Origin of the sequence: Rhodopseudomonas palustris (assembly GCF_003591005.1) — a bacterium.
Taxonomy (GTDB): domain Bacteria; phylum Pseudomonadota; class Alphaproteobacteria; order Rhizobiales; family Xanthobacteraceae; genus Rhodopseudomonas; species Rhodopseudomonas palustris_K.
Genome location: NZ_QYYD01000014.1, coordinates 47,748 through 74,374, shown reverse-complemented (window position 1 = coordinate 74,374; position 26,627 = coordinate 47,748). Strand labels below are relative to the sequence as shown.

Below are 26,627 nucleotides of genomic sequence, written 5' to 3'. Positions count from 1 at the left end.
CTAACGGGTGAGCGCTCCTGACTGCGCAGGCGAATTGATGGGCACGCCAGCCTTCTCGCGAAGCGAAATGTCAACTGAGAAATCATAGTCACCTCGCTTGATCTTTCGACTGGCCGCATCGAAATAGCGTTCTGGAGGGGTAATCGATGTCGATCGGACAACATCCATGCGATCCATCAGCATGCGCAGCTCTTCTACTGCTGTGTCGACAGGTCCACGCGCCGTAACATTCGCCAAAACTCGAAACCGGTCCTGGAGCGATTTGAAATCCGCAGCCAAACGCCGCAATTCATCGACCTTTGTTTCAATCTTGAGCTTCTCCGCTATCGACGGAAGCAGTGTCGCAAAAAAAGCCATAAGCGCCACGCCCCAAGCTGGCAGCCACTCCTTCACGTAGCTGAGGCCTGCAAGGCCTGTGAGAATTATGGGCGTCAATACGATCACTGATTGCTGTATCCGCACCCTGCGGAGCCAAATGTATAGCATGGTTGAGGTATAGAGAGCGCTCTCCGATTGTCGCATCGCTTCAACCGCGATCTCTGCCCGAACACTCTCTAGATCGCTACGTCCACCGGAATTCGGCTGCCGAATATCTTCTGCCATTCTTGACCTGCTGCAACAATCTGATCAGTGCGTTCATAATGGCACGCAACATTGGCCGCATCTAGTGCGGCTCTTGCTTTGGACTCCCATTCCTTGCCGAGGAAATACGAGTCGTACGTACCAGGTATTTCGATGAAAGAGCCAGTTTTGCCCAACAAGAAATAGAGGAAATCGCGAACATAATAGTCGTACCAATACGCATCATAACCGCCGTTGCCCCTGGCAGGCAGGAATTGAGCGGCAAGTAGTTCGATTGCAAACGATTTTATTGGGACTTGTCTCTCTCTCGCCCAAAGCTTCATCATCTTTGCCAAGGGCCGCACGTTGCCGTTGACAGCAGTGTCCGCGCCATCAATGTAGTTAATCTGTGCAATCGGATCGGTGATCTTCCAGCGACCGCCGCCATTGGTATCAGGCATCCAGAATTGTCCAGTGCTTGCCCTAAAAACGGGCACGATCTCGATCGTCAGAGTGTTGAATGCAACTTCAACAACTTGCCCATCCCCACGGATCCGAGTCTGTTTAAATTTATCACCCAGTACTTCTTTCACTTCTTGCAATAGAGCTGATTGGATATTTCCCGATCGCAAATCGAATCGAAGCTTCACTTCAGGTGGTAAGACGAAAAAGGCATCCAGGTCAGTCGGCGGACGCATTTGAGTTCGTTTACCCCAAGATCCGACGCAGAAGCCTGGATGAAAGTCGCCGTCGGTATTGCCATAATAGGCTTTTTGCAGCGTTCTCCCCACGTTGACGTGTTTAGTCCATCCATCGTTCCACTGATCTGCCGTTAATTCCAAATCTTTCACAAATTCATTGAATCGTTGGCGAACGCCGATCCACACCACCACCTCCCGTTCAAACGAGTGCAAAGCTCTTGGGTTGTAGAGTGCGCAAAACTCGCAACATTGTGGAGTATCTCGATCAATTATCCCCAACAGAGGGATCCTAGTCGCGATTCCGTTAGGCAGACCTCCGCGCAAGAGCCGAAAACCGCCTGACAACCGTCAGGGTCGAGAATGTCTGGACATTGCGGGATTGCTAAAAGCCTCAGCCGCTGGGGTGCCATCGTGCGATCCGCCTTTTCCAAATGCCTGACAGTGATTCTCCGCTACGAAGGCGGCTACACCAACCATCCGCGCGATCCGGGCGGCGTCACGCTGGAAGGCGTCATCCAGCGCGTCTATGACGGCTATCGGACCCGCAAACGTCTGCCGCGCCGTGCCTTGACGCCTACGCTCCGCGGCACGCCGGAGTGGATCGCCGAACGCGACGAGATCTACCGCCTGCAATACTGGAACGCGGTCCGCGGTGACGAGCTGCCCGCCGGCGTCGACCTTTTCTTGTTCGACAGCGCGGTGAATTCCGGTCCGTATCAAGCCATCAAGTGGTTGCAGCGCGGCCTCGCGGCGGCCGGCGTGTATCACGGGCCGATCGACGGCCATCTCGGCGAAGGCACCATGGCGGCGGCTCACGCCCATCCCGACCACGACGCGCTGATTGCCGACATGGCGGCGCGCCGGCTCGGCATGCTGCAGCAGCTGTCGACCTGGACGAGTTTCGGCGGCGGCTGGGCCCAGCGCGTCGCCAGCGCCAAGAGCATCGGCCAGGCGTGGGCGTCCGGTTCGGTCGGACCCGAGCCGGTCGAGGTGGATCGCCACGGCGGCGGCGCCAAGGCCTATGCGAGCGATGTTGCGCAGCCCGCCGTCGACGCCGGCAATTCGGTCAAGGGCGGGCTCGGCGGCGCCACCACCGCGGCGCTGATCGACGGCGCCAAGGACAAGCTCGCGCCACTGGTCGGCACCTCCGATCTGATCGACCACGTCTTCACGGCCCTGACGCTGCTGTCGGTCGTGGTCGGCATTGGCGCGCTGCTCTATGCGCTGTGGTCCGCGCATAAAACCCGCATTGCGCAGCGCGCCGTCGACGGCGACCTGGTCGCCGAGGTGCCCGAAGGACAGCCCGCATGATCACCCGTTTCGCCTCCGACGTTGGGCGACTATTCGGCGCGATCACCGCGGACGCATTCTGGTCGGTCGCCACCTCGGCGCCGGTGCTGGTCGCGATCGGCGTGCTGGCCGCCGCGGCATTCGCGGTCGCGCGGGTGCCGATGCTCGGCCGACTGCTGCCGCCCCTTGGGGAGTTTCAGGCACTGGCCGCGGCTGTGCAACTGATCGCAGTGGCTGCTCTGATTTTTCTGATCGGATTTCGCACCGCCGACCAGCGCGCCGAGCTGCGGCGGCTCGGCGACGAATTGGCCTTCAAGGCGATGCAGCTGAAGAACGCGTCCGCGACCGCGGCCGACGCCGAGCGGCTGCGCCGCGATGCCGAGGCAACGGCGCGCCAGGCCAAGGGGAAGCTCGATGAGTATTGCGCAAAATTCGGATGTGGCGACGATCACAAGCCGCCGGCGAGCCCAGCGGTTCGCATCGTTCGCCGCTGCGATCCTCCTGCCGGCTATTTCGACTGGCTGCACCAGCTTCAACGGCGTCGGTCCGCCGCCGGCCGGGGCTAACGCGCTCGAGCTGCCGCGCGACTGCGAAGCCGTGGCTCGCAACGTCGACGATCCCTCGGTGGGCGCCCGATCCGATCCGTGGCGGGTGATCGGCCAATATGCGGTCGCGCTCGGCGAGGCCAATGGCAATCTCGATGCAACACGCGATTGCCAGCGCGGCCAGCGCGAGCGTCTGGCGAAGGGGGCATGACCGATGCAAGTCGAGTTATCAGCCGTTGCACCATGGGCGGCGATCGCCGTGGCGGTGGCGTCGCTTGCCTACACGATTGTGTCCAACCGGTCGAAGAAGATCGACGACAAGATCGAGCAGCTCAAGCCGTGGATCGAGTCGAAGGCCTCCAAGGAACACACCGACGTGCTGCAAAAGCGCGTCGAGCTGATCGACAAGCGGGTCACGACCGTCGAGAGCGAGCTGAAGCATCTGCCCGACAAGGACACCACGCACCGACTCGAAATCGCCCTGAAGGATCTCGGCATTGAAGTCGGACGCATGGCGGAGCGGATCAAGCCGGTGGCCGCGATGGCCGACCGGATTCAGGAAGCGTTGGTCGAGAAGGTGGTGGGATGAGCCGGGACATCATTCGCGAAGAGGCGCGGCTGATCGTGCTGCGCGAGCTGCACGCGCAAACCAATTACGCGCTCAACGACGCGCTGCTGCAGCAGGTGCTGGAATCCTTTGGCATCGCCAAGTCGCGCGACTGGGTGCGCGAGGAGATCGGCTATCTCGACACGGTCGGCGCCGTCACCCGTAATGTCGCCGGCAGCGTCGTGGTCGCCAAGCTGACGCCGAAGGGCGTCGAGCACGTCGAACGCCGGCTGGTGATCGAGGGCGTCAAGCGGCCGTCGCCGCCGGAGGCGTGACGCCATGGCGCCCGCGCGGACCAAGCGCGGCCGGCTCTCGGGGATCGACCGGCTGCCATCCTGGGCGGACGAAGCCAAGCTGTGGGCGTTCGAACAGCTCAAGGAGCGCAAGCTCAGTCAGCTCGACATTCTCGACGGCTTCAATGAGCGTTTGAAGGTCGCCGCGTTCGGCGAAGGCATCATCCGCCCGCCGCAGATCTCGCGCTCGGCCTTCAACCGCACCGCCATCAAGGTGGCGGCGCTATCGATGCGGCTGCAGGAGACCCGCGAGATCGCCGCGGTGATCGCGCCGAAGTTGGACGAGGCCGGCGACAATTCACTCACATTGCTGGTCGCCGAGACTTTGAAGACCTTGATCAGCGAAATGCTCGGCAACGCCGGCGAACTCAAAGCCGACGGAGACACCGCCGAGATGCTGATGCTGACGTCTCGGGCGTTGAAGCATGCGGAGGAAGCGAAGCGGATTTCAGCCGACGGTCGGCGAAAGATCGAGGCCGAATTTAAAGCCAAGGCATCCAAGGCCGTCGACCAGATTGCAAAGGCCAAGGGCCTCACCACCGAAACCATCGACGCCATCAAAGCGAAGATCCTCGGAATAGATCGTCACGTTATTAGCTAGAGTCCACGCGTTCAGAGGCTATCGACAGTTCTGCAAATCCGCTGTTCAAGCTGGTCGCTTCGCACGAGAAGGTTCTTGAGTTTGCTTGTGTACTCACTGTCGGCCTCATCGATACCGTTCATTGCCTGCACGATTTCGCCATGATAATTCGAATTTCCAAACAGCGAGCCTGCGCGCAGCATGGTCTCCAGCCTACTCAGTCTAAGCGCGACTTCCGTTACGTGAGGGTCAGAGGTGTCTGCTCGGGATCTATTCGCAACCCAATCAACGATCTTGTCAAATCCTTCGGGATAATTGAGACCTTTAGTAATCAGCGTACTTTGGTCTCTCCGGTCATCCGGTCTAGGCAGAAGCGTTCCGACTTCTTGAAGGATCTCCTGACACTTGTATACCACCGAGATCTCTCGTTTGATTCTGTCAGCCTCGCGAATCACTGCGCTCAGCACAATTTGCTCTTTCTGGGTTTCGATTTGTGCCTGGACAGCCTTCCATGCGATCGCAGCGCCAACGAGAGCTATTCCTCCGCCAAGGACGTTTCCAGCGAACCCGAGCCAATCGGAAATCTGCGGAGTTTTTTCGACCATTACCAATGGAATACCGGCCGAAAATCCGACCGAGCAAACGCATGCGAGCCCGGCAAGTACAAGAACCCCGTTAGTGTGGTCGATGCCTTTCATAGACGGATTATGCTGCCTACCGAGCGCCTTGTCGATAAATGGAAAGTCGAATGATTGACGCTCCTATAATCAGTAGAGCCGAATGGATCGAGGTCCGGCGCGGCGGCATGGTGTCAGCTGAAAAACTGTTCGTGGGCAACGGCTGCATCGAGGAAGTGTTGCTCGGCTATCAGCAGCGGTTGCTTGGCGCGACGGCGATGCACCAGATCACACTCTGCGAAAAGAGCCGGCGCATAGGCGTGACCTGGGCAGTGGCCGGCGACGCCGTGCTGACCTCGGCGGCGACCCGCGCCGCCGGCGGCATGGACACGTTTTACATCGGCTACAATCTCGATATGGCGCGCGAGTTCATCGACGTCTGCGCAATGTGGGCGCGCAGCTTCAATGAGGCAGCGCCGTCGGTCGACGAATTTCTGTTCGACGACGGCAATCCCGATCGGCACATACAGGCGTTTCGTATCGCCTTCGCCTCGGGCTTTGAGATCGTCGCGCTGGCGTCGCGGCCGCGCAGCCTGCGCGGCCGGCAAGGCTATGTGATCATCGACGAAGCGGCGTTCCACGACGATCTCCCCGGCGTGATGAAGGCGGCGATCGCGCTGCTGATGTGGGGCGGCAAGGTGCTGGTGATCTCGACCCACCTCGGCGCCGACAACGCCTTCGCCCGGCTGATCGACGACGCCCGCGGCGGCCGCAACCCGTACCACGTCGAGCGCATCACCTTCGACGACGCGCTGGCCGACGGGCTATTTCGGCGGATCTGTCTGGTGCAGGGCAAGCCATGGTCGGCGGAAGCCGAGGCCGCCTGGCGCGCCGGCATCATTGCGTCCTACGGCGACGACGCTGACGAGGAGCTGTTTTGCGTGCCGTCCAAAGGCGGCGGCGTATATCTGCCGCGGCCGTTGATCGAGGCGCGGATGATCGGGGACTTCAAGGTGCTGCGGCTGCAGCGCAAGCCGGAGTTCACCTTCCTGCCGAAGGATGTGCGCGAGGCGGACATCGCCGCGTGGTGCGCGGAGACGCTCGACGCGCCGTTGCAGGCGCTCGATCCCAATCGCCAGCACGCCTTCGGCCAGGACTTCGGCCGCAAATCCGACTTGAGCGTGATCGCGCCGATCGCCATCGGCAAGACGCTGAAACGCACCGTGCCGTTCACCGTCGAAATGCTCGGCATTCCGTTCGAGCAACAGAAGCAGGTGCTGTTCTATGTGCTCGACCGGCTGCCGCGCTTCATCGGCGGCAAGATGGACGCCACCGGCAACGGCGCCTATTTGGCCGAAGTCGCCGCGCAGAAATACGGCGCGCTGCGCGTCGAGCAGCTCAATCTGACGGCGGCCTGGTACTTGGAGAACTTTCCGCCGCTGAAGACGGCGTTCGAGGACGGCATGATCCTGATCCCGCAGCACGCCGATCTGGTCGACGACCTGTCACTCGTGCGCACGGTGCGCGGCATCCCGCTGATTCCGGACCTGCGCACCAAGAGCATCGAAGGCGGCAAGCGCCATGGCGACTTTGCCATCGCGCTGGTGCTCGCCTATGCGCAGACCCGGTCGGGCATCGTCGAGTTCGACTATCGCGGCGCCGACGAGCGGCCCGACATCCGCGATGACGATGGCCCGCCTGACGACGACGGCGTTCACACGTGGTGGCGTGCGCCGCTCGGCGCGCGGCTGCGCGGTTCGCTGTGAGCTGAGGAGACCGCCCGATGTCGACACCTCCTGTGCTGTACGGCCCCGACGGCGAACCGATCCGCCGTGTGCTCACCTCGGAGATCGCCGGCCCGACGGTGTCCGGCATCCGCTCGCCATTCGCCGCCTATCCGGGTGACGGGCTCAACCCGCGTCGGCTGGCGGCGTTGCTGCGCGAGGCCGATCAAGGTGAGCCGTTGTCGTATTTCGAGCTCGCCGAACAGATCGAGGAGCGCGACGCGCACTACGCCGGCATTTTGGCCACCCGCAAGCGTTCGGTCTCGCAGCTCGACATTCAGGTCGACGCCGCCGACGACACGCCGGAAGCCAAGGCGCAGGCGGCGCTGATCGAACGCTGGCTCGGCCGCGACGAGCTGCAGTTTGAGTTGTTCGACATCCTCGACGCCATCGGCAAGGGCATTAGCTTCACCGAGATCGTCTGGGACACCAGCGAGGGACAATGGCAGCCGGCGCGGCTGGAGTGGCGCGATCCGCGCTGGTTCAGGTTCGATCCCAAAGACGGCGTCACGCCGCTGCTGCGCGTCGACGCCGCGCAGGATGGCTGGCTGTCGGCGGTGCCGCCGTCGCCGCTGCCCGGCTACACCAAGCTACCGCCCGGCAAATTCATCGCGGCGGTGATCCGCGCCAAGAGCGGATTGCCGGTGCGCTCGGGCCTGGCGCGTCTCGCATCCTGGTCTTGGATGTTCAAGGCGTTCACGCTGCGCGACTGGGCGATCTTCACTCAGGTGTTCGGCCAGCCCGTTCGCGTCGGCAAGTATCCGGCCGGCACCACCGCGGCCGACAAGGACACGCTGTTTCGCGCCGTCGCCAACATCGCCGGCGACTGCGCGGCAATCATTCCGGAATCGATGGCGATCGAGTTCATTCGCAACGAGGGCTTCAACGCCACCGGAGATCTCTACGTCAAGCGCGTCGACTGGCTCGATCAACAGATGTCCAAGGCGGTGCTCGGCCAGACCGCCACCACCGACGCGATCGCGGGCGGTCACGCCGTCGGCCAGGAGCACCGCCAGGTCCAGGAGGACATCGAGCGCGCCGACGCTAAGGCGCTTTCGGCGATCCTCAACCGCGATCTGGTGCTGCCGTGGATCCAGCTCGAATTCGGGCCACAGCGTGCCTATCCGCGACTGCGGATCGGCCGGCCCGACGAGAAGAACGTCGCGCAGATCCTCGATGGCATCACCCGCCTGGTCCCGATGGGGCTGCAGGTCGAAAAGAGCTGGGCCAACGATTTGCTCGGCATTCCGCTGCCGGCGCCCGGCACGCCTGACAAGCCGACCGAGCTGCTGACGGCGCCGGCGCAGAGCGCGCCGTTCGATCCATCGTATGGCCTCCCGTCGCGACCGGCACCGCCGCAGCTCAATGCCGCGCAGCTCCGCCGCGTGCCCGACGCCGTCAAGGCGCTGTCGGATCAGGCGGAGCAATTCGCCGGCGCTGCGTCCGATGCGTTGATCGACGACATCCGCGGCGTGATCGAGCGCTGCGAGACGTTGGACCAGGTTCGGCATGAGCTGCAGCAGCTGCAGCCCGGCATCGCCGAACTAAATCTCGCCGGCATGATGCGGATGGCGCGGGTGATCGCCAACCTGACCGGCCGTGCGGAGATCGGCGGTGCTTAGGCGTCACGGTGCCCCGATCGGTGTAGGCAGCTGCGCCTGTTGCGGTGGCAGCCTACAGCTGTCCGCCGAAGTGCTGCCGTTCGATGTCGATCCGGTCGAGGCGATCGACTTTCTGCGCGCCAAGATCGACATGCCGAGCGCGACCTGGACCGATCTGTGGGAGGCCGAACACTCGGTCGGCTTCACCGTCGCCGGCGCACAGACGAAGGCGCTGCTCGCGGACTTCCACGATGCGGTTCTCGACGCCATCGCAGACGGGCGCAGCATCGAGCAGTTTCGCGCCGACTTCGACCGCATCGTTGCCGATCACGGCTGGAGCTATCGCGGCTCGCGTGGCTGGCGATCGCGCGTGATCTTCGACACCAACATGTCGACCGCCTATGCGGCCGGCCGCTGGCAGCAGATCCAGCGGGTCAAGACGATGCGGCCATACCTTCGCTACGTCCATCTCGAAGGCCAAAAGCACCCGCGGCCGCAGCATCAGGCCTGGCACGGGCTGATCCTGCCGGTCGACGATCCATGGTGGCAGACGCACTATCCGCCGAACGGCTGGTTCTGCCATTGCACGGTGATGAGCCTGTCCGAGCGCGATCTCGGCCGCTACGGCTGGACCGTATCGGACGCGCCGGAGATCGTCATGGTCGAGCGCAGCATACGTCTGTCCGATGGCAGCCTGCGCACGATCGAGGTGCCGGACGGCATCGACCCGGGCTTCGCCTACCGGCCGGGTGCAATGCCGGAAGCCCTGGCCACCTGATACCGCTAATCCTTCCCCGGCGCCGTGCCGCCCGCGGGGCGCAACGGGACGATTTTGCCATCGGAGGCATCAATGGCCGCCGAGATAGTTTGAAGGTCAATTTGAGGCTCCTGACGGCCGTCCAGCAGCTCTTGCGGGATGCCCGCCCATTCGTCGGTGGGCGCGGCTTCTTGTTGATTGATCAGCGTCGTGAGGCGGTCGAGGGTATCCGGATCGAGAAGGTCGGCCGTCTGAAACAACCGGACAATTTCGTCATCGGTATCCCTGTCGACTATGGCCCGGCTCGCCCAAAAGCGTAGAGCCCAGCGCGCCCTCCAAACACCGACCCATGATCTGAGCCAATCCCTGATCATCCCACTGCCTCACACTCTCTGCGAGAATATCCGGATGTCGCTGTCGCATCAAAAGGGCAGATCCGGACTACTCCGCGGAAAATTGGCTAGATTGTCGCTAGTCCGGTTTCGTGTTTGGCTATTAGATCACCAGAAATGGATTCGACATGCTTATCAGAAATATTTCGAGGCTACAGAACGCGGGCATTTTAGCCGCCCGAACCTCCAAAACGCCGAGCATCGATTTCAAGAAGTTCAATCTTATTTATGGGTTCAATGGCTCAGGCAAGAGCACGCTCTCGCGGTGCCTCTCGGCGATTCAGTCAACGTCAAGCCGCGACCTGCTGCCCAATCGATGCGAGATTGAACTCGTCACGGATACCGGACAGACGCTCCGCATCGGGACAGCGAGCGCATCGGGTATTCGCTTGGCAGTGTTCAATGAGGATTTTGTCAATCTCAACCTCCAATGGTCCGCTGGGAAAGCTCGGCCTGTCTTCTATATTGGCGAAGAACAGGCCGAAGCGGCCGAAGGGCTGAGAGCGGCTGAGGCAGCCATCCCCGCGGCCAAAGAGCGATTGGCAGGCGCCGAGCGGCTGGTCGCTACGAGCGAAAGACAAATATCCGCATTCAAGCGCGATTTGGCTCGAACGATTGCTCAGGAAATCCGCCTCACGAACCGAAAATACGAAGCTCCACAACTAACCACGGACTATGCGACACTCGAACTTGACGCGAAATCGTTGCTCGACGAGACGATTCTGTCGGCGGTAAGGGAGGTCTGCCGGCGCGAAGAGGCGATGCCGGCACTTCTGAAACTGGACTTCGACACGGCATCAATACGCGACGTTCTTCTGAAGACAGGAAGCTTGATGCAGGAGACGCCCAGTCTCACGATAATTCCCGAATTAGAGACACATTCGGAAATGTTACGTTGGGTGCACGAAGGGGCGGAGTACCACGGGGACCACGATCTTAACGAGTGTCTGCTGTGCGGCGGTCCGCTATCGGCCAAACGAAAAGAACTATTGGCAAGCGCCTTAGACGAGGGTTTCGCACAATTTCAAAACGCGCTCACCGCAGCAAAGCAAACGTTCGAAAAGGAACGGATTTACTTTCAGCAATTAGCTTTGGCAATTCCGTCCCCCAAGGACATCATAGCGGATCGACGTGAAGCTTACGACAAGGCTTCCAATTCGATCAAGGATGCGCTCTCGGCTGCAATTGCAGAAGTTTTTGACACAGCAATATCTGACATTGAAGAAAAACTGGCCAGACCCACCTTGATGCCTGACCCTGAGGATTGCGCATCCGTCATAGATCGAGCTGACAGAGCTTTCAGTCTGATCGAATCCTGGTTTGGCGTATTGAACCTTCAAATCGACAAGCACAATGAGGCATGCGAAAGCTTCTTAAAGCGACAGGAAGAAGCGCAACTAGCACTGCGCAGGGACCACTTGTTCAAGAACAAAGCTCGCTATGACGAACTCCTCAGCGAAGCGACTAGCGCAGCAAACGAATTCAAAGCTGCAAAGATTGCGTTGGAGGATATTCAGTCAAAGGTGCGGGAATTGAGCATCCGCGTTAAAGAGCACGGGCGAGCAGCTGAAAAGATTAATCGACTAATCGAAGCATATCTTGGCCACAAGGAACTGTCGATTGTCAGCGTAGACAATGGATACGAAATTCATCGACGAGGCCGTCCAATTGAAGGCAGCCCTAGTGAAGGCGAGAAGACAGCAATCGCGATATGTTATTTCCTGTCCACGCTCGAATCCGACGGACTGTCAATACAAGATTGCATAGTCGTTGTGGACGATCCGATTTCAAGTTTGGATAGCAAAGCCCTTAACTACGCCTGCGCACTGCTTATCAGTCGACTGGGGCAAGCTGCGCAAGTTTTTGTTATGACCCACAATCAGAATTGCATGAACGAATTCAAGAAGGCATGGAGCCGTTTCCATCGGCCGCGCAACAAAGCAACTTTGCCTTCCGCATGCTTTCTATTTCTCGACGTTAGACTTACGCCTGGTACAGAAACGCGGGCCACCACAATTGTAGAGATGTCAAGATTACTCCGCGAGTATGACTCGGAGTACCACTATCTTGTAGACCACGTCCTCAAGTTTGAGGCGAGCAGCGACGCGGACTACGAGTATGCTTATATGATGCCAAACGTTCTGCGGCGGGTTTTGGACGTATTCCTCGCTTTCCGCTGTCCGGGCAGCGACGGATTTTCATCTAAAATGGAACGGCTTAGAAAAGACTTTCATAAACTTGATGGCGAACGAGTGAGCGCGCTGGAGCGTCTCGTTCAGCTCGAATCACATTCTGACAGTCTTGACGATCTCATTGGCTTTTCATCGATGACACTTGAGGAAAGTAAAGCGGCAACTAAAGCCCTCATCGGCCTTATGGAAACGGTCGATCCGAGCCATCTAGCCGCGCTGCGAGGCCTCTGTCGAACTTGAGAGGTCTGTCACAGAGACTCCTGAAAGTTCGACAAAGCGCTCAGTCGACTCGATCGTTGCCATCGATAGGATATAGCGGAGATGCTTAAGATTCAGAAGTGTGGCAATCGCGGCGGCTGCTTCGAGATGATCAAATAAAGCGTCGAAATGTCGTGTATTAGATTGCATCGCTCAAATCCCCTTTAGCTTGAACAGCCGCCAGGGTGGCAGCGATTGGCACTATTGTCGGAAACCTCAATCAAACGGTGGTGTCCGGGTCATCAGCGGCCGTCAACGGGAATAATCTCCGACGTTGATTGTTACATGATTTAGAGAAACAATCTTCTCTGTCTCATTGTCGAGCTAAAAATCGCGGACTTTTAGGGGACGATGTTCGGACAAAATGAACTGATTGAGTCTGGTTTCGGAGAATTCCGACCGAACCTCTCACTATCCAGTCAGCGTCGCGCAGTTCGACTTTTGTATGCTGACTGAATTGAATCTGGTCCACGCAGGCCGCCGCGATGGTTCCAGAGCTCGAGCTGCCTCATCGCGTCCGCTACAGCCTATCCAAAGCGTATCGCTCGATCTCCCGCTCTGCCGTCAACTTCACCAACTTTACAGGTGGCCGATAGCGCCGCGTCGCGCAGTTGCGGCAGCGGAGCGAGGCTTCAAGCTTCCAGATTGGCGTGTCGCGGGTCCTGCGGATGGCGTCGAGCGGCAGGCTGGCCTGGGTACGGCAGCGCAGGCACTCGACCTCAAGCCAACCAAGGCCGCCGTTGAGACATTGGCCAATGGTCGGAGATGGCTGAGCCGGGCCACCGTAGGTTTGCAGTTGAAGCGACCACTGTTCGGCCTCGGCGCGGTCGGCCTTGCGCACCGCCAGAACCACTTCCTCGCGCGCGGCGCGGGCGCGGATCCGCGCACCGTGCAAGCGGCCGCCGAAGATCGCCTCGCGTGACTTGGTCCCCATCCTGTCATCAAGCGCGCCTTGCCAAGCTAGGCAATGCCACTAGGATTGGATGCCTCGACCTGTTCCACGCCCAAGAGCTCGCGCGCCAATGTGCAATCTCTACAGCATTAGCAAGAATCAGGATGCGATTCGGCAGCTGTTCCGGGTGATGCGGGACAGCACCGGCAATCTGCCGCCGCTACCGGCGGTGTTTCCGGATGGCCTCGCACCCGTGGTGCGCGGGCCTGACGACGACCGAGAGCTGACGATGATGCGGTGGGGGATGCCCGGACCGCCGCAATTTGGCGGCGCGCCCATCACCAACATCCGCAACACCAAGTCGCCGCACTGGCGGCGCTGGCTCAAACCCGAAAGCCGCTGCCTAGTGCCGTTCAGTTCGTTCTGCGAATACGCCGACACCAAGCCGAAGAAGACGCCGACCTGGTTCGCGCTCGACGACAGCCGGCCGTTGCTCGCCTTCGCGGGCGTTTGGACGGAGTGGAGCGGCACCCGCGGCACCAAGGCCAATCCTGTCGAAGGCACGCACCGGCTGTTCGGCTTCCTTACCACCGAGCCGAACGACGTCGTGGCGCCCGTGCATCCAAAGGCGATGCCGGTGATCCTGACCACAGCCGAGGAGTTCGATGTCTGGATGCGCGCGCCGTGGGCCGAGGCGTCGGCGCTACAGCGCCCGTTACCGAATGAAGTTTTGATGGTTGTGGCTCGCGGTCAAAAGAATGACTGACGAGCCGCACTCAGCTGCTAGATTTGCCGACGACAAAAATTCGCTTAGGAAGAGAATTAAATGCTGAAATCGATAAAGCTTCAATTTACTGAGACCGGTGAGCTCGTGCTTCCCGTTGAGGGCATCACGCTCTTTGTAGGGCCTAACAATTCGGGAAAGAGCCTGGTGCTGCGCGAGGTAGAGCGCGCCTTTCGTGAGCATCCGTTTCCGAGAGGAACGCTTATTCTGAGAGACTACGAGGTTGAATGGCCAACGATTGAAACGGTGAAACAAGCAATCGAAAGAGCGAAGATTTCCGGGCCGCGAGATATCCCGCTGGGCCGGTATGTAATCCGCTGGATTAATTCGGGCGGCCAGCTTGAAACGGAGATGTTCGACGAGAACACCACCCTGCAGATAGTAAACAATAGAAGCGACAAAAATTGGTTGGTCACGCAATGGTTGCGGTGGGGCGTTATCCGCCTCGATGGCCGCTCCAGGTTCAACCTAACGAACGATCGCGAGGGTGGCGATCTCTTACAGGCGCCCAGCAATGTATTGGCTCACCTTTTTCAAGATGACGCTCGTCGCCGCAAGGTTCGGACGCTCATTGAAGATGCTTTCGGGTTAACTTTTGTAGTCGATCCGACGAGCCTAGGACAGTTGCGCATCCGCCTAGCTAGCGAGCCCCCGCCGGGGGATGAGCAGTCACTAAATGCTGAAGCGAGACAATTTTATGCCAAGGCGATCCACATCCAAAATGCTAGTGACGGTGTGCAAGCGTTCACGGGAATCGTGACCGCTGTGTTGGCAGGTGATTTTCACACCGTGTTGATCGACGAACCAGAGGCGTTTTTACACCCGCCACTTGCACGCAAGCTAGGTAAAAATCTGGCGGCACTTTCAGCAGAAAGAGGCGGAGTGTTGATGGCTTCGACACATAGCGCAGACTTTTTGATGGGGTGCATACAAGCATCAGCATCGGTGCGCGTGGTTCGCCTCGAATATAGTCAAGGAAAATCGCGGGGGCGGATCATTGACTCACAAGCGCTATCGTTGCTCTTCAAGCGGCCGTTGATGCGGAGCGCTAACGTTGTCTCCGGCCTCTTCCACGACGGTGTGGTTGTTACCGAGTCTGACAACGATCGCGCATTCTATGCGGAGATCTATCACCGCATCTCGGAGGCAAACCCGCGCTGCCCTTCCGTATTATTCATCAACGCGCAGAATAAGCAGACGATCAGGGATATTGTTGGGCCGCTTCGTCAGTTCGGCGTTCCTGCTGCAGCGATAGTTGATCTTGATTTTGTGAAAGACGGCGGGAGTACTTGGGGCGACTGGCTCAAGAGCTCGCAGATACCAAGTGCTCTTCACGTCGGATATGGCCAACAACGAGCTGCAATTAATGAGGCGTTCAAGGCCACTGGAAAAAACATGAAAACCGATGGGGGCATCAACCTTCTCGGTGCAGATGAGCAAATCGCAGCCTGTCAGTTATTCGATAATCTCGAACGCTTTGGCGTATTTCCGGTGAGAGGGGGCGAGCTGGAGAATTGGCTGCCACAACTCGGTGTCGCTGGAAAGAAAACCGATTGGACTGTCGCCATGCTGGAACGGTTAGGTGGCGATCCCAGTTCGGCTTCTTATGTCACGCCCGCCGCAGGCGACGTTTGGGAGTTCATCCGAAAAATCCTCGCCTGGATCGAAGATCCCGCACGGCTCGGGACACGTTAAGCAAATAGAAGTCTTTTCAATCGCGCTCGCGCGGGGCAAGTGCTTTCGTACTGACACCTGTCAGTCTTACGCATCCCGCGCGCTCCCGCCAAACTGCCCGCATGTCAGGGCAAATCGCAATCCATCACCTCATCGCCTGCGGCGCCGGCGTCCCGATCGGGTTCGATCGTGCGAACGCCGCCCCCGACTGGGTAATGCTGCTGCCGCGTGGGCAAAGCGGGGTGATTTCGACCGTCGATGCGCGCGGGCCGTTCCGCGTCGCCGACTTTGCCACGCTCGCCGCTGACAGCCTGGCCGACAGCGGCGGGCGATTGCCGATTGACGAGAACCACGCCACCGATCTGTCCGCGCCGAACGGCGGCCCTTCGCCAGCGCGGGGCTGGATGACGGAGCTGCAGGCTCGCGATGACGGGATCTGGGCGAAGGTCGAATGGAGCGCCCCGGGCGCCGCGCTGATGGCGGACCACGCCTATCGCTTCATCTCGCCGGTGTTCACCACCGACGCCGCCGGCAACGTCCAGCGTCTGCTGCGCGCCGCGCTCACCAACACCCCCAATCTGCGTGGCATGGCCGCGCTCAACTCTCGACAGGAGCCGACTCCGATGGATCTGCTGGCGCAACTGCGGCAACTGCTCGGCCTGCCGGAAGCGGCGAGTGAAAGTGAGGTGCTGGCCAAGATCAAGACGCTCGCCACGCCGCCCGATCAGGTCGCGATGGCATCGCAGATCCTCGCTCCCATCGCCAGAGCCGTCGGCATGCCGGACGGCGCCGAGACCACCGCGCAGACCGTGCTCGCCGCCGTGACCGGACTTGCCGCAGCGCGCCAGACCGAATCATCCACGGTGATCGCCGGTCTGCAGGCCGAGCTCAAGGATGTCACCACCCGGCTCAACACGGTGATGAGTGCCACCGCCAAGGATAAGGCGGTCGCTTACGTCGACGGCGAGATCGCCAGAGGGCGAGTCGGCGTCAAGGCGCTGCGCGAGCATTACATCGAGATGCACCAGGCCGATCCGGCACGGGTCGAGAAGGAGATCGGCGCGCTGCCGACGCTCGGCGCCTCCGGCGCGCTGCAGGTCCCGCCCGACGCCGGCGACGGCAAGCTGCAACTCAACGCCGAACACATCACCGCCGCCCGGCTGCTTGGTATCGCCGCCGAAGATTACGCCAAGACGCTGGCCGCCGAACGCGCGGACTGAGCGCGCCCATCAACCGCGCGGCCACGCCGCGAACAGGAGACCACGATGACGGCCTTGACCGCCGACCGAAACACGCCCCGGATCGAAGGGCGCACCCGATCCGGGCTTGCCGCCGCGGTGAAGATTTACGCCGGCGCCCTTGTGATGCGCGACGCCGCCGGCTTTGTCACCAAGGGTCAGACGGCGCTCGGACTACGCGGCTGCGGCCGCGCCGAGCAGCAGGTCGACAACGCCGCAGGAAGCGCCGGCGATCAGTCGATCCAATTCTCCACCGGGGTGTTCCGCTTTGCCAATTCGGCAGCGGCCGACGAGATCACCGCTGTGGACATCGGTCGGATCTGCTACGCGGTCGACGATCAGACCGTCGCCAGAACCCATGGTGGCAGCACCCGCTCGCCGGCCGGCGTTATCGCCGGCGTCGACGCGCTCGGCGTCTGGGTCAGTCTCGACGACGCTGATCTTGCCGCGCATCTGGCGGGCCGCCGCGTCGCGGTGCCGCTGCGCGTCGCGACGCTGGTCGGCGCCAATGTCTATCGCCAGCTGTCGATCCAGACCGGACGGGTCGTCCGGATCTGGTCGGTGATCGAGGGCGCGCTGAGCACCGGCGACGCCACGCTCACCGCCAAGATCAACGGCGTGCCGATCACCGGCGGCGTTGTCACCATCACGCAAGCCGGCTCCGCGGCCGGCGACAAGGACAGCGCCGAGCCGAGTGCAGCCAACATCGTCGCCGTGGGCGACGAGCTGTCGCTGACCGTCGGCGGCAGCAACGCCACCGCCACTGCCGCCAACGCACTGTTCGAAATCGAGCTCGACTGACCGCGTCTCCCGAATCCAGCTCCTGAGGAAATCCGCCGATGCTGATCAATCGTGCCAATCTCGACGCGCTGCGCGTCGGCTTCAAGACCTCGTTTCAGCGCGGCCTTGGTATGGCGAGCTCGTCCTATGCGCGCATCGCCACCGAGGTTCCGTCGACCGCCAAGGAGGAGAAATACGGTTGGCTGGGCAAGATCCCGCAGGTCCGGGAATGGATCGGCCCGCGCATGCTGCACAACCTTGAGCAGCACGACTACGCCATCAGGAACAAGGCGTTCGAGATCACCGTCGAAGTCGACCGCGACGACATCGAGGACGACAATCTCGGCATCTACACGCCGCTGTTCGAGGAATTGGGCCGGTCCACCGCGGCGCATCCCGACACGCTGTGCTTTTCGCTGCTGAAGGCCGGCTTCTCGACGATCTGCTACGATGGCCAGAATTATTTCGACACCGACCATCCGGTGCTTGACGACCAGGGCCGGCCGCAATCGGTCGCCAACACCGACGGCGGCTCCGGTGCACCGTGGTTTCTGATGGATGCGTCGCGCGCACTGAAGCCGATCATCTTTCAGAAGCGCAAGGCGTTCGAGTTCGTGTCGAAGGACAAGCCCGACGACGACAACGTATTTTTCAACAAGACATTCGTGCACGGTGCGGACGCCCGCGGCAATGTCGGCTTCGGATTCTGGCAATTCTGCTGGGGCTCCAAGCAGGCGCTCGACGCCGCGCACTACGCCACCGCGCGCGCAGCGATTAGCGGCATGAAAGGCGACCACGGCCAGCCGCTCGGGCTGATGCCAAATCTCCTGGTGGTCGGCCCGGCGAACGAGAGCGCCGGCCGCAAACTGCTCAACTCTGAATATGGCAGCGGCGGCGTCACCAACGAATGGAAGGGCACCGCCGAGTTGCTGGTCGTGCCCTGGCTGGCGTGAGGTCCGCAATGGCCCGCACCAAACTCGACAAACCGAAGGGCGCCGCGTCGGCACCCGACGCGCCCGCGCAGGCCGCAGTCGGCGCGGCCGTGCAATCCGCGGAGCCGCCAGCCGTGGATCTGTCAGCTGCGGGTACGCCAGCAGTTTTGGCGGACCCGATGCCCGCGCCGGATCTCGTCGCCAATGCGGTCGCAGCCGCGTCGGGGAGCGTTCTCGCCCCACAATCCGCCGCAACGTCGATCGTCCAAATGGTGGCCGTTCCGCTGCCGGCATCCCCAGCAGCGCTGAGCCCAGCAATCCTTGCTGCTGGCGAGTTGCAGATCCGGAGCAAATCAGACCGCGGCCGGCGCCGCATCAGGCGCGTGTTCACGCGCGAACGTAGCGTCATTCCACTCGCGGCTTTGTCGTCGGAGAACTTCGACGCGCTCGTCGCCGACACCGAACTGATCGTGCAGCTCTATGTGCCCGCGGCGTTGGCGGCGGAGAGTCACGAGGTCAATCCGCTCGCCACTAATTCCTGAGCTTCCGCGAGCCGACGGCGCCGACCGGCGCTGCTATCCGGGCTATGTCACGCGAGGACCTTATGCCTGTTCATCAGCCATTGCAGATCGACGATGCCAGCTACCAGGAGGGCCGCGCCGCGTTTGCGCGGGGCGGCAGTCTGCGCGCGATCGTCGACCAGATCGCCAAATCCGACCTCGACGACGTTGCCGAAGGGCAGATCTTCAGCGGCGCGCTGGGCTTTCTCGACGGGCTGCTCGATCATCTGCGCGAACCTCCGGCCGGTCCGGCTTCGACGGGGCCCGGCGAGGCCGCTCCACGCATCCGCGCCTCCGTTGAATGCATCGGAGCGCGGCGATGAGTTACACCAGCCAGGCCGACCTGGTCGAACGTTACGGCGGTGCGATGCTGATTGATCTGACCGATCGCGCCGATCCGCCGGTCGGCGCAATCGACGCAGCGGTGGTGGCACGCGCGCTGGCCGACACCGACGCGGCAATCGACGGCTATCTCAAGAGCCGCTATGCCTTGCCGCTGCCGACCGTTCCGCCATTGCTGCGCGATCTCGCCCAGGCCATCGCCGTCTACAAGCTGCATCGCGACACCGTCAGCGACAAGATCAAGTCGGATTATGTCGACGCGCTGAAGACCTTGAATCTGATTTCCAGCGGCACCGTGCAGCTCGACGTGGCCGGCGCCGAGCCGGCCGCGAGCGGCGCTCACGGCGTCCGCATCACCGACCGCGATCGCCCACTGACCGCCGACAATCTCAGGGGCTTCATCTGATGAGCGGCGCCAGCTTTCGTGTCGAGCTGATCGAGACCGAGGCGGCGCTGGCCGAGCTCGGCGGCTATGTCGCACGGGCGCGCGATCCACAAGGGCTGTTCGAACAGATCGGCATGTCGCTGGTCACCTCGACGCAGCACCGCTTCGAAACTTCGGTTGCACCCACCGGTTCGCCGTGGCCGCCGTCGTTGCGAGTCCAGCACGAAGGCGGATTGACCCTGGTGCTGACGGCGCGGCTGATGCGTTCGATCAGCTACGTGGCGAAGGCGACGGGCGTCGAGGTTGGCAGCAACGTCGTCTATGCGGCGATCCATCAATTCGGCGGTGACATCCATCAACAGCCGCGGACCGCCGTGCTGCATTTCAAGACCAACAAGCGCACCGGCCAAAGCCGCTTCGCTCCACCAAGCAAGGCCGATCGTGCCCGAAAGGCGGAGATCGGCGCTCGCACCGTTCACATGCCGGCGCGGCCATTTCTTGGTCTCGATGACGAAGACACGCGCGAGATCCTGCGACTCGCCGACGACTGGATCGGCGGCGAGCAAACCGGAGCGCCGCAATGACGACGCTGATCGAAAGTGTAGCCGATCGCCTCGATACCGAGGTCGCTGCCTTGCACAAGCGCATCGAAACCATCGCCGATCTTGCAGCGCTGATGTCCGAGGGAGCGATGCCGCAGCGTGACGTCGCCGCCTTCGTCGTGCCGCTGGGGTTCGACGATCGCGGCGGCGACGCCGCAGCCGGGCTGCATACGCAACTGATCGCCGAATCTGTCGGAGTCATCCTGTGCGTGAAGTCGCTCGGCGACGCCAAGGCGCGGCGCGCCGTGCCGGCGGTCGACGGCTTGAAGGATCAGGTGATCGACGCCCTGGTCGGCTGGGCGCCGGACCACGTCGTCGGCGTGTTTCGGACCAGCCGCGGCCGTCTCGTCTCGGTGAACAAAGGGCTGGTGATCTACCAGATCGACTTCGTGCTGGTCGATCAGTTGAGGATCGAGCGATGAGCGACGAACAACCACAGCGCGGCGGCAGCTACATCCGGCAGCCCGACGGTTCGCTGAAGCGGGCCGAACCGCCGGCGGTTCAACCCGAACCCGCGAGCGCCTCGTCGCAGCCTTTGAAGCGCAGCAAGGCGGAGAAGTGAACCCATGGTCGATCCCGTCTTCTTCCGCTTAAAAGTGTTGCTGGCCAAGCTCGAATCCAGCTACGGCGTCGACCCGACTTTGACCGGTGCCGCCAACGCGATCCTGGCCAAGGACGTCACGATCCGGCCGATGGAAGGCCAGGACGTCTCGCGCGACCTCATCCAGCACTATCTCGGTGGCCAGGCGACAATCCCGACTGGTCTGCACACCATTATTGAGTTCTCGACCGAGCTGGCGGGCTCCGGCGCCGCCGGCAGCGCGCCGGCTTGGGGACCATTGCTGCGAGGCTGCGGCTGTGCCGAGGTGATTTCGACCGGTGTCTCGGTCGCTTACTCGCCGATCTCCGAAGCGATGGAGAGCTTGACCATTAAGTTCTGGCTCGGCGGCACCTTGCACGCGCTGAAAGGCGCCCGCGGCGACGCCACACTCAGCATCGACGCTCAAGGGGTGCCGGCGATCCGCTGGACCTTTACCGGCCTTTGGGTGGCGCCGACCGATGTCGCTCGGCCGACTCCGTCATTGACGGCCTTCAAGAAGCCCTTGGTCGCGAGCGCCGCCAACACACCGTCCTTCACCATCGATGCGGTGCCGTTGGTGCTGCGCAGCTGGAGCCTGAAGTTCGGCAACAAGGTCGAGCCCCGGCTGCTGATGGGTCAGGAGTCGATCCTGATCACCGACCGGGCTGAAACGCTCGATGTCGTGGTCGAAGTCACCCCGCTGTCGGTGTTCGACCCGCACGTGCTGGCTAACGCCCAGACGCTGACATCGTCGACCATCGTACACGGCGTCGCCGCCGGCAACATCGTCACGGTGTCGACGCCGGCTTGCCAAGTCCGACGTCCGACCGGCTATCAGAATAACCAGGGCGTTGCCGAGCGACCCTTGACGCTGACGCCGCTGCCGGCATCCGGCAACGACCAGTTTTCGATCACGCTGACCTGACAAGGAGGCTCGCATGTTCAAGGTCGCCGCCGACCGCATCTTCTCTCGCGACGTCACGGTGCTGACACCGGCCGATGGCGGTCACGTCAAGGAAACCCTCAAGGTCAGCTTCAACTATCTCGACATCGACGCGGTCGCTCGTTTCGATCTGAAAACGGCGGACGGCACCACCGCCTTCCTGAAAGCGATCGTCCGTCGGCTCGACGATCTCACAGATGTCGACGACAGGCCGCTGCCCTACAGCACCGAGTTGCGCGACGCTGTGCTGCGGTTGGGCCACGTGCGGCAGGCGATTGCGACGGCGTACTTCGCGGCGGTCAATGGCGATGCGCAAGCGGGAAACTGAGATGGGCCGCGCGGCGCTGGGCCAAGGGTGCGCCTGCCGCGGCCCGAACGATCGACGCCGAGGCCGCCGCTGCAATGGACGAAGCTCGCGCGCTCGGACTGAACGACACGTCACTCGCGCAGCTGCTCGACGCGCTGGCCGGAGCCTGCGCGCAGTTCGAAGCCTCGAACGAGACCGACGGCGTATGGCCGGAGAACTGGGACACGGTCAAAGCATTCTGCGCGGTGGCCACGCAATGGCGCGTCGTCTCGGTTGGCGGCGGCGACGCGCCGGCGCGCGCGGTTTTCGTCGGGCTGGACTACACCGCCGCTCGCGCCGGACTCGACGCCGAGGCCATCGCGGTGACGCCCGCGCTATGGGCGGGGCTGCGGGTCATGGAAGCGGAGGCGTGCACCGCATTGAACGAGAGTAACGATTGAACATGCGGGTTTCGTTACAAATCGACGGCGATGCCAAGGGCGCCGAACAGGCCGCCGTCGCTGCGTCTCGTGCAATTTCCGATCTTGGCAAGCAAACCGAGGCCACCAATAGATCGATTGAAGAGAGCTTCAAGCGTGCGGCAGGCGCGCTCGCGAGGTCCAGCGAGGAGGCCAACAAGCATCACGCGGCAAACGACAACGTCATCAATCAGTCAGTCGAGCTTGCCGAGAAGCTCAGCCATCTTGCCGAAAACGCCGGAGGTTCGGCGAGCGCTTTCACCAAGGCCGCGGGTGGCGCGGCAACGCTCGCCAAGGGCCTCGTCGATGTCGGCAAGGCGTCCGGCACCATTCCGGTCCTGACGGGTTGGATCGGCCTCGCGATCACCGCGGCTCAGGTTTTGTTCAACGTCGTCAGTGCCGGTAACGAGAACGCGCAGAAGCGATTGGACGAGCACGGCCGTTTGATCGGCGTGGTGCGCGATGCCTATCGGGACGCCGGCCGGACCGCCGGCGAATTCTTCGAGCAAAGTAAGGACTTCACCAGGCTTCAGCTGGAGCTGCAGGTCATCAAGGATGCCGCCGCCCTGCAGACCAGCGTCGGCAAAATGATATCCAACGCCACCACGTTCGGCGACATCGGCGACTTCCTGTCCGGGGTCAAGCAGGTGAAGCCGGAGTTTGTCGCGTTCGAGGATGCGCTGTTCAAGCTGCAGGACGGCTTCAAAACAGGAACGCCTGACGTCAAGGCGTTCATGGACGAGGTCGCGCGCATCGCGCTGCTCGATCCAGCGCTGCGCAAGGCCGCTGGCACGGTGGTTGATCTCGGCAAGGAGGCGTTCGAAGCCTACAAGATCGTCCAGCAGAACGAAGCGGCCCGCCGCCTGCTCGACGGCAAGCCGCGCCCCGAGGATCGCCGCCGCATCGGCCTCGGGGACCAGACCGGCGGCGACGCCGTCGGCGAGATCGAGCGGCTGATCAAGGCCTTCGAGCGCCAGACCGCCGCGCAGGAGGCCGAGGCGCTGGCCGCTGGAAAGTCCGTCGGCGAGACCGCGCGGTTGCGCGCCGAAACCGTTCTGCTCGATGCCGCGCAGCGCTCAGGCAGCGGCGTCACATCCGAGCTCACCGAACGAATTACAAAGCTGGCCGAGCGCATGGGCGCAGCGGCGCAGAAAGCTGCCGAATTGCGGTTGCAGTCCGACCTCGCGTTCGAAGCGAGCCAACTCGGTCGCAGCTCGACTGACGCGGTGGTGGCGGATCGGTTACGCGGCGTCTACGGCACCGACGTGACGGCCCAGATGGACAGCGCGATCGCCGGGACGATCCGCTTCAACGAAGCCATGAAGGAGCTGAAGGCGACCACGACTGAGATTGCTACCGGCGCACTCGCCGATTTCCGCGCCGAACTGCGCAGCGGCGCGACGGCTTGGGAAGCCTTCCAGAAGGCCGGTGAGAACGCCATCAATCGACTGGTCGACAAACTCGCCAGTAAAGCTCTGGACAACCTGATCTCGAACCTGTTCGGCTCGCTGCTGGGCGGCTCGGGTGGTCTGTTCGGAGGATCGCTCGGCGGTCTCGGTGGCGTACTGCGGAGCCTGTTCGGCGGATCGTCGTCCGGCACTGGTCTGTCGTTGACGGGGACAGGTGGACTGTTCGCGATCGGCGGTTACACCGGCGACATGCCGACCACTGCGGTGGCGGGTCTTGTTCACGGCCGGGAATTCGTGATCAACGCGGCGTCGACCGCGCGGCACTACCCGCTGTTGAAGGCGATCAACGAAAATCGGCTTCCGGGCTACGCGGGCGGCGGCTATGTCGGCATTGCACCGCCGTTTCTCGCCGCACTCGGATCAAACGCGACACCGCCGCAGCAATCAGCCGCGCCCGATCGCCAGCCAGGTGCGGCCCACGTCACGAATCTTTATATTTCGACGCCCGATCCGCGCTCCTTCGCGGAAGATCGCGCCACGATGATGCGCGGCGTCAATCGCACCATCTTGCGCGCGCAGCGGTACAGCTGATGGCGGATACTTCCTTCATGGATGACGTCATCTTTCCGGTTCACATCTCGCACGGATCGGCCGGCGGTCCGGATTGGCCGGCCGAGATCGTGACGCTCGGCTCCGGGGCCGAGCAGCGCAACACCAGCTGGAGCGCGCCGCTGCGCACCTACGACGCTAAGTACGGTGTTCGAAAACTGGACGAACTCTACGAAATCCTGTCGCTGTATCATGTCGCGATGGGACGGCTCCGCGGCTTCAGGCTGATGGATTGGAGCGACTACCGGTCCTGCTCACCGCAGCAGATGCCGCGCGCAATCGACCAGGCCCTTGGTGGCGGCGACGGCACGACGACCAGCTTTGCGCTGAGCAAGCGCTATCGGTTCGCCGGGCACCATTTCGACCGTCGCATCACCAAGCCTTACGGCTCGATCCTGATCGCCATCGACGGCACGCAGATCTTCAGCGGTTTTGTGGTCGACCTGGCGTCCGGCGTGGTGACGTTCGGATCGGCGCCGCCCGCCGGTGCAGTGCTGACATGGGGCGGCCAGTTTCACGTGCCGGTGCGGTTCGATAGCCGCCTCGACCAGACACAGATCCGCGGTCCGATCGGTGATATACCTTCGATCCCACTCAAGGAGCTACGGCTGTGAAGATTCTGCCGCCGGACCTTGAGGCGTCGCTGCTGTCGGGGGTGACTACGCTGTGCCGGTGCTGGCGACTGCAACGCGTCGACGGCCTGGTGCTGGGCTTTACCGACCACGACCGCGACCTGGCCTTCGATGGCGTGACCTACGAGGCCGAAGCCGGCATGACGGCGTCGGCCATCAACGCGACCGGAGCACTGAATATCGACACCACCGATATCTCCGGCGCGCTGCAGAGTGATCACCTGAACGAAGCCGATCTGGCTGGCGGGCTGTACGACAATGCCGCGCTGACGCTGTTCGTGGTCGACTGGAGCGCGCCGGAGAATCGCGACATCCTCTTCGCTGGCTCGATCGGCGAAGTATCTCGCGGCCGCACCGGTTTCACGTGTGAGATGCGCGGACTGTCCCATGCGCTCAACCAACCAGTGGGCCGGTTGTATCAACGCTGCTGCGATGCCGACCTTGGCGATGATCGCTGCGGCGTTGATCTCGGCTCACCGGCGAACACCGGCGCCGGGACCGTGACGGCAGCGACGTCGAACAGCACATTCCTGGCAAGCGGCTTGACGGGCTTCGCCGAAGGCCGATTTGACCGCGGCCGATTGGTGTGGATCTCGGGCGAGAACCGCGGCGCCGCGATGGAGGTCAAGTTTCATACCCGCGACGACGTCCACACATCGTTCACCCTTTGGGAGACGATGCCTTACGACATCGCGCCGGGCGACGCCTTCAACGTCGCCGCCGGCTGCGACAAGAGCACCGAGAGCTGTGCCGCCAAGTTCGGCAACATCGCAAACTTCCGCGGTTTTCCATTCCTGCCCGGCAACGACATTCTGACCTCGTACCCAGGCAGGACCGGCAATGACAAGGGAGGAGGCTCGCAGTGGCAGAGCGAGAAGTGATTGCCGGCGCTGCCATCAGAGACCGCATCGTCGCGGAAGCGCGCGGATGGATTGGTACGCCCTATGTTCACCAAGCCTCGTGCAAGGGATCGGGCGCCGACTGTCTCGGACTGGTGCGGGGCGTATGGCGGGCGCTGTACGGCCACGAGCCGGAGATCCCGCCGGCCTACGGCCAGAGCTGGGCCGAGGAGAGCGGCGAGGAAACCCTGCGCGATGCGGCGCGCCGGCATCTGATCGAGATCGATGTCGCCGCGGCGATGCCCGGAGATGTGATCCTGATCCGCGTGCGCGATCGTGGCCCGGCCAAGCACGCGGCGATCCTGGTCGAGCCCGGGCGGATCGTCCACGCTTACGATCGACATGCGGTTCAGGAGTGCGCGCTGCCGGACGCGTGGCGCCGGCGGACGGCCTATGCGTTCCGCTTTCCGTATGCGGAGTGAG

Annotated in this window: 33 protein-coding genes; 27 read left to right on the top strand and 6 right to left on the bottom strand. The window is 62.2% G+C overall.

What is annotated here, in order from left to right:
• Both D4Q52_RS14770 and D4Q52_RS14765 read right to left on the bottom strand, forming a co-directional pair.
• Positions 1-603, bottom strand: coding sequence for a hypothetical protein (locus D4Q52_RS14770; RefSeq protein ID WP_147407805.1), 603 nt, complete (start codon positions 601-603; stop codon positions 1-3).
• Entirely contained in the window at positions 555-1,448 is an 894-nt protein-coding gene (locus D4Q52_RS14765; RefSeq protein WP_147407804.1) for an SMODS domain-containing nucleotidyltransferase, read from the bottom strand. Before D4Q52_RS14765 ends, D4Q52_RS14770 begins: the two co-directional genes overlap by 49 nt.
• Positions 1,449-1,673: 225 nt before the next feature.
• Here D4Q52_RS14765 and D4Q52_RS14760 point away from each other — a divergent pair, with 225 nt between their 5' ends.
• Genes D4Q52_RS14760 through D4Q52_RS14740 form a run of 6 tightly spaced genes read left to right on the top strand, consistent with a single transcriptional unit; the run spans position 1,674 to position 4,598 of the window.
• Positions 1,674-2,573: a glycoside hydrolase family 108 protein gene (locus D4Q52_RS14760; protein ID WP_182915323.1), complete on the top strand. Its 900-nt coding sequence runs from the start codon at positions 1,674-1,676 to the stop codon at positions 2,571-2,573.
• Positions 2,570-3,118, top strand: a complete 549-nt coding sequence (locus D4Q52_RS14755; RefSeq protein ID WP_119857333.1) for a hypothetical protein — start codon at positions 2,570-2,572, stop codon at positions 3,116-3,118. Before D4Q52_RS14760 ends, D4Q52_RS14755 begins: the two co-directional genes overlap by 4 nt.
• 31 nt (positions 3,119-3,149) lie before the next feature.
• Complete coding sequence (locus D4Q52_RS26510) at positions 3,150-3,308, top strand: hypothetical protein (protein ID WP_182915322.1); 159 nt, start codon at positions 3,150-3,152, stop codon at positions 3,306-3,308.
• 3 nt (positions 3,309-3,311) lie between these two features.
• The gene (locus tag D4Q52_RS14750; protein WP_119857332.1) at positions 3,312-3,686 is read left to right on the top strand and encodes a DUF2730 family protein; all 375 of its coding nucleotides are present in this window, start codon (positions 3,312-3,314) and stop codon (positions 3,684-3,686) included.
• The gene (locus D4Q52_RS14745) at positions 3,683-3,979 is read left to right on the top strand and encodes a hypothetical protein (RefSeq protein ID WP_119857331.1); all 297 of its coding nucleotides are present in this window, start codon (positions 3,683-3,685) and stop codon (positions 3,977-3,979) included. Before D4Q52_RS14750 ends, D4Q52_RS14745 begins: the two co-directional genes overlap by 4 nt.
• A gap of 4 nt (positions 3,980-3,983) precedes the next feature.
• Complete coding sequence (locus D4Q52_RS14740) at positions 3,984-4,598, top strand: DUF3486 family protein (protein WP_119857330.1); 615 nt, start codon at positions 3,984-3,986, stop codon at positions 4,596-4,598.
• Positions 4,599-4,609: 11 nt separating this feature from the next.
• Here the strand turns inward: D4Q52_RS14740 and D4Q52_RS14735 are convergent, their stop codons facing one another.
• The gene (locus D4Q52_RS14735) at positions 4,610-5,275 is read right to left on the bottom strand and encodes a hypothetical protein (protein WP_147407803.1); all 666 of its coding nucleotides are present in this window, start codon (positions 5,273-5,275) and stop codon (positions 4,610-4,612) included.
• A 107-nt stretch (positions 5,276-5,382) separates the two neighbouring features.
• Between D4Q52_RS14735 and D4Q52_RS14730 the strand changes: the two genes are divergently transcribed.
• Genes D4Q52_RS14730 through D4Q52_RS14720 form a run of 3 tightly spaced genes read left to right on the top strand, consistent with a single transcriptional unit; the run spans position 5,383 to position 9,357 of the window.
• Positions 5,383-6,960 (top strand): hypothetical protein, encoded by a 1,578-nt coding sequence (locus D4Q52_RS14730; protein ID WP_234831208.1) that lies wholly within the window; start codon positions 5,383-5,385, stop codon positions 6,958-6,960.
• Positions 6,961-6,977: 17 nt separating this feature from the next.
• Positions 6,978-8,600: a DUF935 domain-containing protein gene (locus D4Q52_RS14725; RefSeq protein WP_119857327.1), complete on the top strand. Its 1,623-nt coding sequence runs from the start codon at positions 6,978-6,980 to the stop codon at positions 8,598-8,600.
• Positions 8,593-9,357 (top strand): phage minor head protein, encoded by a 765-nt coding sequence (locus D4Q52_RS14720; protein ID WP_147407802.1) that lies wholly within the window; start codon positions 8,593-8,595, stop codon positions 9,355-9,357. Before D4Q52_RS14725 ends, D4Q52_RS14720 begins: the two co-directional genes overlap by 8 nt.
• A gap of 5 nt (positions 9,358-9,362) precedes the next feature.
• On the opposite strand, the gene D4Q52_RS14715 is transcribed toward D4Q52_RS14720, so the two are convergent.
• A complete protein-coding gene (locus D4Q52_RS14715; protein WP_147407801.1) occupies positions 9,363-9,596 on the bottom strand; it encodes a hypothetical protein in 234 nt (77 codons plus the stop codon).
• Positions 9,597-9,856: 260 nt separating this feature from the next.
• On the opposite strand from D4Q52_RS14715, the gene D4Q52_RS14710 reads away from it, so the two are divergent.
• Positions 9,857-12,160: an AAA family ATPase gene (locus D4Q52_RS14710; RefSeq protein WP_119857324.1), complete on the top strand. Its 2,304-nt coding sequence runs from the start codon at positions 9,857-9,859 to the stop codon at positions 12,158-12,160.
• Between the two features lie 538 nt (positions 12,161-12,698).
• Here the strand turns inward: D4Q52_RS14710 and D4Q52_RS14705 are convergent.
• Positions 12,699-13,112, bottom strand: coding sequence for a hypothetical protein (locus tag D4Q52_RS14705; protein WP_119857323.1), 414 nt, complete (start codon positions 13,110-13,112; stop codon positions 12,699-12,701).
• Positions 13,113-13,200: 88 nt separating this feature from the next.
• Between D4Q52_RS14705 and D4Q52_RS14700 the strand changes: the two genes are divergently transcribed.
• The 6 genes from D4Q52_RS14700 (at position 13,201) to D4Q52_RS26260 (ending at position 19,020) form a co-directional block, all read left to right on the top strand.
• Positions 13,201-13,836, top strand: coding sequence for an SOS response-associated peptidase (locus tag D4Q52_RS14700; protein WP_119857322.1), 636 nt, complete (start codon positions 13,201-13,203; stop codon positions 13,834-13,836).
• Between the two features lie 60 nt (positions 13,837-13,896).
• Positions 13,897-15,549, top strand: coding sequence for an ATP-dependent nuclease (locus tag D4Q52_RS14695; RefSeq protein WP_119857321.1), 1,653 nt, complete (start codon positions 13,897-13,899; stop codon positions 15,547-15,549).
• Positions 15,550-15,743: 194 nt separating this feature from the next.
• On the top strand, positions 15,744-16,748 hold the full coding sequence (locus tag D4Q52_RS14690) for a phage protease (RefSeq protein ID WP_234831207.1): 1,005 nt from the start codon (positions 15,744-15,746) through the stop codon (positions 16,746-16,748).
• 45 nt (positions 16,749-16,793) lie between these two features.
• Positions 16,794-17,567, top strand: a complete 774-nt coding sequence (locus D4Q52_RS26630; RefSeq protein ID WP_210210141.1) for a hypothetical protein — start codon at positions 16,794-16,796, stop codon at positions 17,565-17,567.
• Positions 17,568-17,605: 38 nt separating this feature from the next.
• Complete coding sequence (locus D4Q52_RS14680) at positions 17,606-18,499, top strand: Mu-like prophage major head subunit gpT family protein (RefSeq protein ID WP_119857319.1); 894 nt, start codon at positions 17,606-17,608, stop codon at positions 18,497-18,499.
• 8 nt (positions 18,500-18,507) lie between these two features.
• Positions 18,508-19,020 (top strand): hypothetical protein, encoded by a 513-nt coding sequence (locus tag D4Q52_RS26260; RefSeq protein WP_147407800.1) that lies wholly within the window; start codon positions 18,508-18,510, stop codon positions 19,018-19,020.
• A gap of 47 nt (positions 19,021-19,067) precedes the next feature.
• Here the strand turns inward: D4Q52_RS26260 and D4Q52_RS26255 are convergent, their stop codons facing one another.
• Positions 19,068-19,265, bottom strand: coding sequence for a hypothetical protein (locus D4Q52_RS26255; RefSeq protein WP_147407799.1), 198 nt, complete (start codon positions 19,263-19,265; stop codon positions 19,068-19,070).
• 92 nt (positions 19,266-19,357) lie between these two features.
• Here D4Q52_RS26255 and D4Q52_RS14665 point away from each other — a divergent pair, with 92 nt between their 5' ends.
• From D4Q52_RS14665 to D4Q52_RS14620, 11 genes are all read left to right on the top strand, one after another.
• Positions 19,358-19,786, top strand: coding sequence for a gp436 family protein (locus tag D4Q52_RS14665; protein ID WP_119857316.1), 429 nt, complete (start codon positions 19,358-19,360; stop codon positions 19,784-19,786).
• Entirely contained in the window at positions 19,786-20,349 is a 564-nt protein-coding gene (locus tag D4Q52_RS14660) for a phage virion morphogenesis protein (RefSeq protein WP_119857315.1), read from the top strand. The genes D4Q52_RS14665 and D4Q52_RS14660 overlap by 1 nt, the downstream gene beginning before the upstream one ends.
• Positions 20,346-20,789 carry a phage tail terminator protein gene (locus D4Q52_RS14655; protein ID WP_119857314.1) on the top strand — a complete coding sequence of 148 codons (444 nt, stop codon included), beginning with the start codon at positions 20,346-20,348 and terminating at the stop codon, positions 20,787-20,789. The genes D4Q52_RS14660 and D4Q52_RS14655 overlap by 4 nt, the downstream gene beginning before the upstream one ends.
• On the top strand, positions 20,786-20,929 hold the full coding sequence (locus tag D4Q52_RS26505) for a hypothetical protein (protein WP_182915321.1): 144 nt from the start codon (positions 20,786-20,788) through the stop codon (positions 20,927-20,929). Before D4Q52_RS14655 ends, D4Q52_RS26505 begins: the two co-directional genes overlap by 4 nt.
• A 4-nt stretch (positions 20,930-20,933) precedes the next feature.
• A complete protein-coding gene (locus D4Q52_RS14650) occupies positions 20,934-21,872 on the top strand; it encodes a hypothetical protein (protein ID WP_119857313.1) in 939 nt (312 codons plus the stop codon).
• Positions 21,873-21,885: 13 nt separating this feature from the next.
• Entirely contained in the window at positions 21,886-22,218 is a 333-nt protein-coding gene (locus D4Q52_RS14645; protein WP_119857312.1) for a hypothetical protein, read from the top strand.
• A gap of 74 nt (positions 22,219-22,292) precedes the next feature.
• Positions 22,293-22,637, top strand: coding sequence for a DUF1799 domain-containing protein (locus D4Q52_RS14640; protein ID WP_119857311.1), 345 nt, complete (start codon positions 22,293-22,295; stop codon positions 22,635-22,637).
• A 2-nt stretch (positions 22,638-22,639) separates the two neighbouring features.
• Positions 22,640-24,655, top strand: coding sequence for a hypothetical protein (locus D4Q52_RS14635; RefSeq protein WP_119857310.1), 2,016 nt, complete (start codon positions 22,640-22,642; stop codon positions 24,653-24,655).
• Between the two features lie 17 nt (positions 24,656-24,672).
• On the top strand, positions 24,673-25,287 hold the full coding sequence (locus D4Q52_RS14630) for a DUF2460 domain-containing protein (protein ID WP_182915320.1): 615 nt from the start codon (positions 24,673-24,675) through the stop codon (positions 25,285-25,287).
• Positions 25,284-26,186: a DUF2163 domain-containing protein gene (locus D4Q52_RS14625; protein WP_119857308.1), complete on the top strand. Its 903-nt coding sequence runs from the start codon at positions 25,284-25,286 to the stop codon at positions 26,184-26,186. Before D4Q52_RS14630 ends, D4Q52_RS14625 begins: the two co-directional genes overlap by 4 nt.
• A complete protein-coding gene (locus D4Q52_RS14620; RefSeq protein ID WP_234831206.1) occupies positions 26,168-26,626 on the top strand; it encodes a DUF6950 family protein in 459 nt (152 codons plus the stop codon). Before D4Q52_RS14625 ends, D4Q52_RS14620 begins: the two co-directional genes overlap by 19 nt.
• Position 26,627: the final 1 nt, after the last annotated feature.

Bases quoted from the DNA above. Each gene is read 5' to 3' on its own strand.
- D4Q52_RS26260 (WP_147407800.1), top strand. From the start codon at position 18,508: ATGGCCCGCACCAAACTCGACAAACCGAAGGGCGCCGCGTCGGCACCC.
- D4Q52_RS14660 (WP_119857315.1), top strand. From the start codon at position 19,786: ATGAGCGGCGCCAGCTTTCGTGTCGAGCTGATCGAGACCGAGGCGGCG.
- D4Q52_RS14740 (WP_119857330.1), top strand. From the start codon at position 3,984: ATGGCGCCCGCGCGGACCAAGCGCGGCCGGCTCTCGGGGATCGACCGG.
- D4Q52_RS14650 (WP_119857313.1), top strand. From the start codon at position 20,934: ATGGTCGATCCCGTCTTCTTCCGCTTAAAAGTGTTGCTGGCCAAGCTC.
- D4Q52_RS14630 (WP_182915320.1), top strand. From the start codon at position 24,673: ATGGATGACGTCATCTTTCCGGTTCACATCTCGCACGGATCGGCCGGC.
- D4Q52_RS14725 (WP_119857327.1), top strand. From the start codon at position 6,978: ATGTCGACACCTCCTGTGCTGTACGGCCCCGACGGCGAACCGATCCGC.
- D4Q52_RS14770 (WP_147407805.1), bottom strand. From the start codon at position 603: ATGGCAGAAGATATTCGGCAGCCGAATTCCGGTGGACGTAGCGATCTA.
- D4Q52_RS14735 (WP_147407803.1), bottom strand. From the start codon at position 5,275: ATGAAAGGCATCGACCACACTAACGGGGTTCTTGTACTTGCCGGGCTC.
- D4Q52_RS14655 (WP_119857314.1), top strand. From the start codon at position 20,346: ATGACGACGCTGATCGAAAGTGTAGCCGATCGCCTCGATACCGAGGTC.
- D4Q52_RS14700 (WP_119857322.1), top strand. From the start codon at position 13,201: ATGTGCAATCTCTACAGCATTAGCAAGAATCAGGATGCGATTCGGCAG.
- D4Q52_RS14705 (WP_119857323.1), bottom strand. From the start codon at position 13,112: ATGGGGACCAAGTCACGCGAGGCGATCTTCGGCGGCCGCTTGCACGGT.
- D4Q52_RS14635 (WP_119857310.1), top strand. From the start codon at position 22,640: ATGCGGGTTTCGTTACAAATCGACGGCGATGCCAAGGGCGCCGAACAG.
- D4Q52_RS14750 (WP_119857332.1), top strand. From the start codon at position 3,312: ATGCAAGTCGAGTTATCAGCCGTTGCACCATGGGCGGCGATCGCCGTG.
- D4Q52_RS14680 (WP_119857319.1), top strand. From the start codon at position 17,606: ATGCTGATCAATCGTGCCAATCTCGACGCGCTGCGCGTCGGCTTCAAG.
- D4Q52_RS14745 (WP_119857331.1), top strand. From the start codon at position 3,683: ATGAGCCGGGACATCATTCGCGAAGAGGCGCGGCTGATCGTGCTGCGC.
- D4Q52_RS14645 (WP_119857312.1), top strand. From the start codon at position 21,886: ATGTTCAAGGTCGCCGCCGACCGCATCTTCTCTCGCGACGTCACGGTG.
- D4Q52_RS14755 (WP_119857333.1), top strand. From the start codon at position 2,570: ATGATCACCCGTTTCGCCTCCGACGTTGGGCGACTATTCGGCGCGATC.
- D4Q52_RS14640 (WP_119857311.1), top strand. From the start codon at position 22,293: ATGGACGAAGCTCGCGCGCTCGGACTGAACGACACGTCACTCGCGCAG.
- D4Q52_RS14665 (WP_119857316.1), top strand. From the start codon at position 19,358: ATGAGTTACACCAGCCAGGCCGACCTGGTCGAACGTTACGGCGGTGCG.
- D4Q52_RS26255 (WP_147407799.1), bottom strand. From the start codon at position 19,265: ATGATCGAGCAGCCCGTCGAGAAAGCCCAGCGCGCCGCTGAAGATCTG.
- D4Q52_RS14730 (WP_234831208.1), top strand. From the start codon at position 5,383: ATGGTGTCAGCTGAAAAACTGTTCGTGGGCAACGGCTGCATCGAGGAA.
- D4Q52_RS26630 (WP_210210141.1), top strand. From the start codon at position 16,794: ATGACGGCCTTGACCGCCGACCGAAACACGCCCCGGATCGAAGGGCGC.
- D4Q52_RS14690 (WP_234831207.1), top strand. From the start codon at position 15,744: ATGCTGCTGCCGCGTGGGCAAAGCGGGGTGATTTCGACCGTCGATGCG.
- D4Q52_RS14695 (WP_119857321.1), top strand. From the start codon at position 13,897: ATGCTGAAATCGATAAAGCTTCAATTTACTGAGACCGGTGAGCTCGTG.
- D4Q52_RS14710 (WP_119857324.1), top strand. From the start codon at position 9,857: ATGCTTATCAGAAATATTTCGAGGCTACAGAACGCGGGCATTTTAGCC.
- D4Q52_RS26505 (WP_182915321.1), top strand. From the start codon at position 20,786: ATGAGCGACGAACAACCACAGCGCGGCGGCAGCTACATCCGGCAGCCC.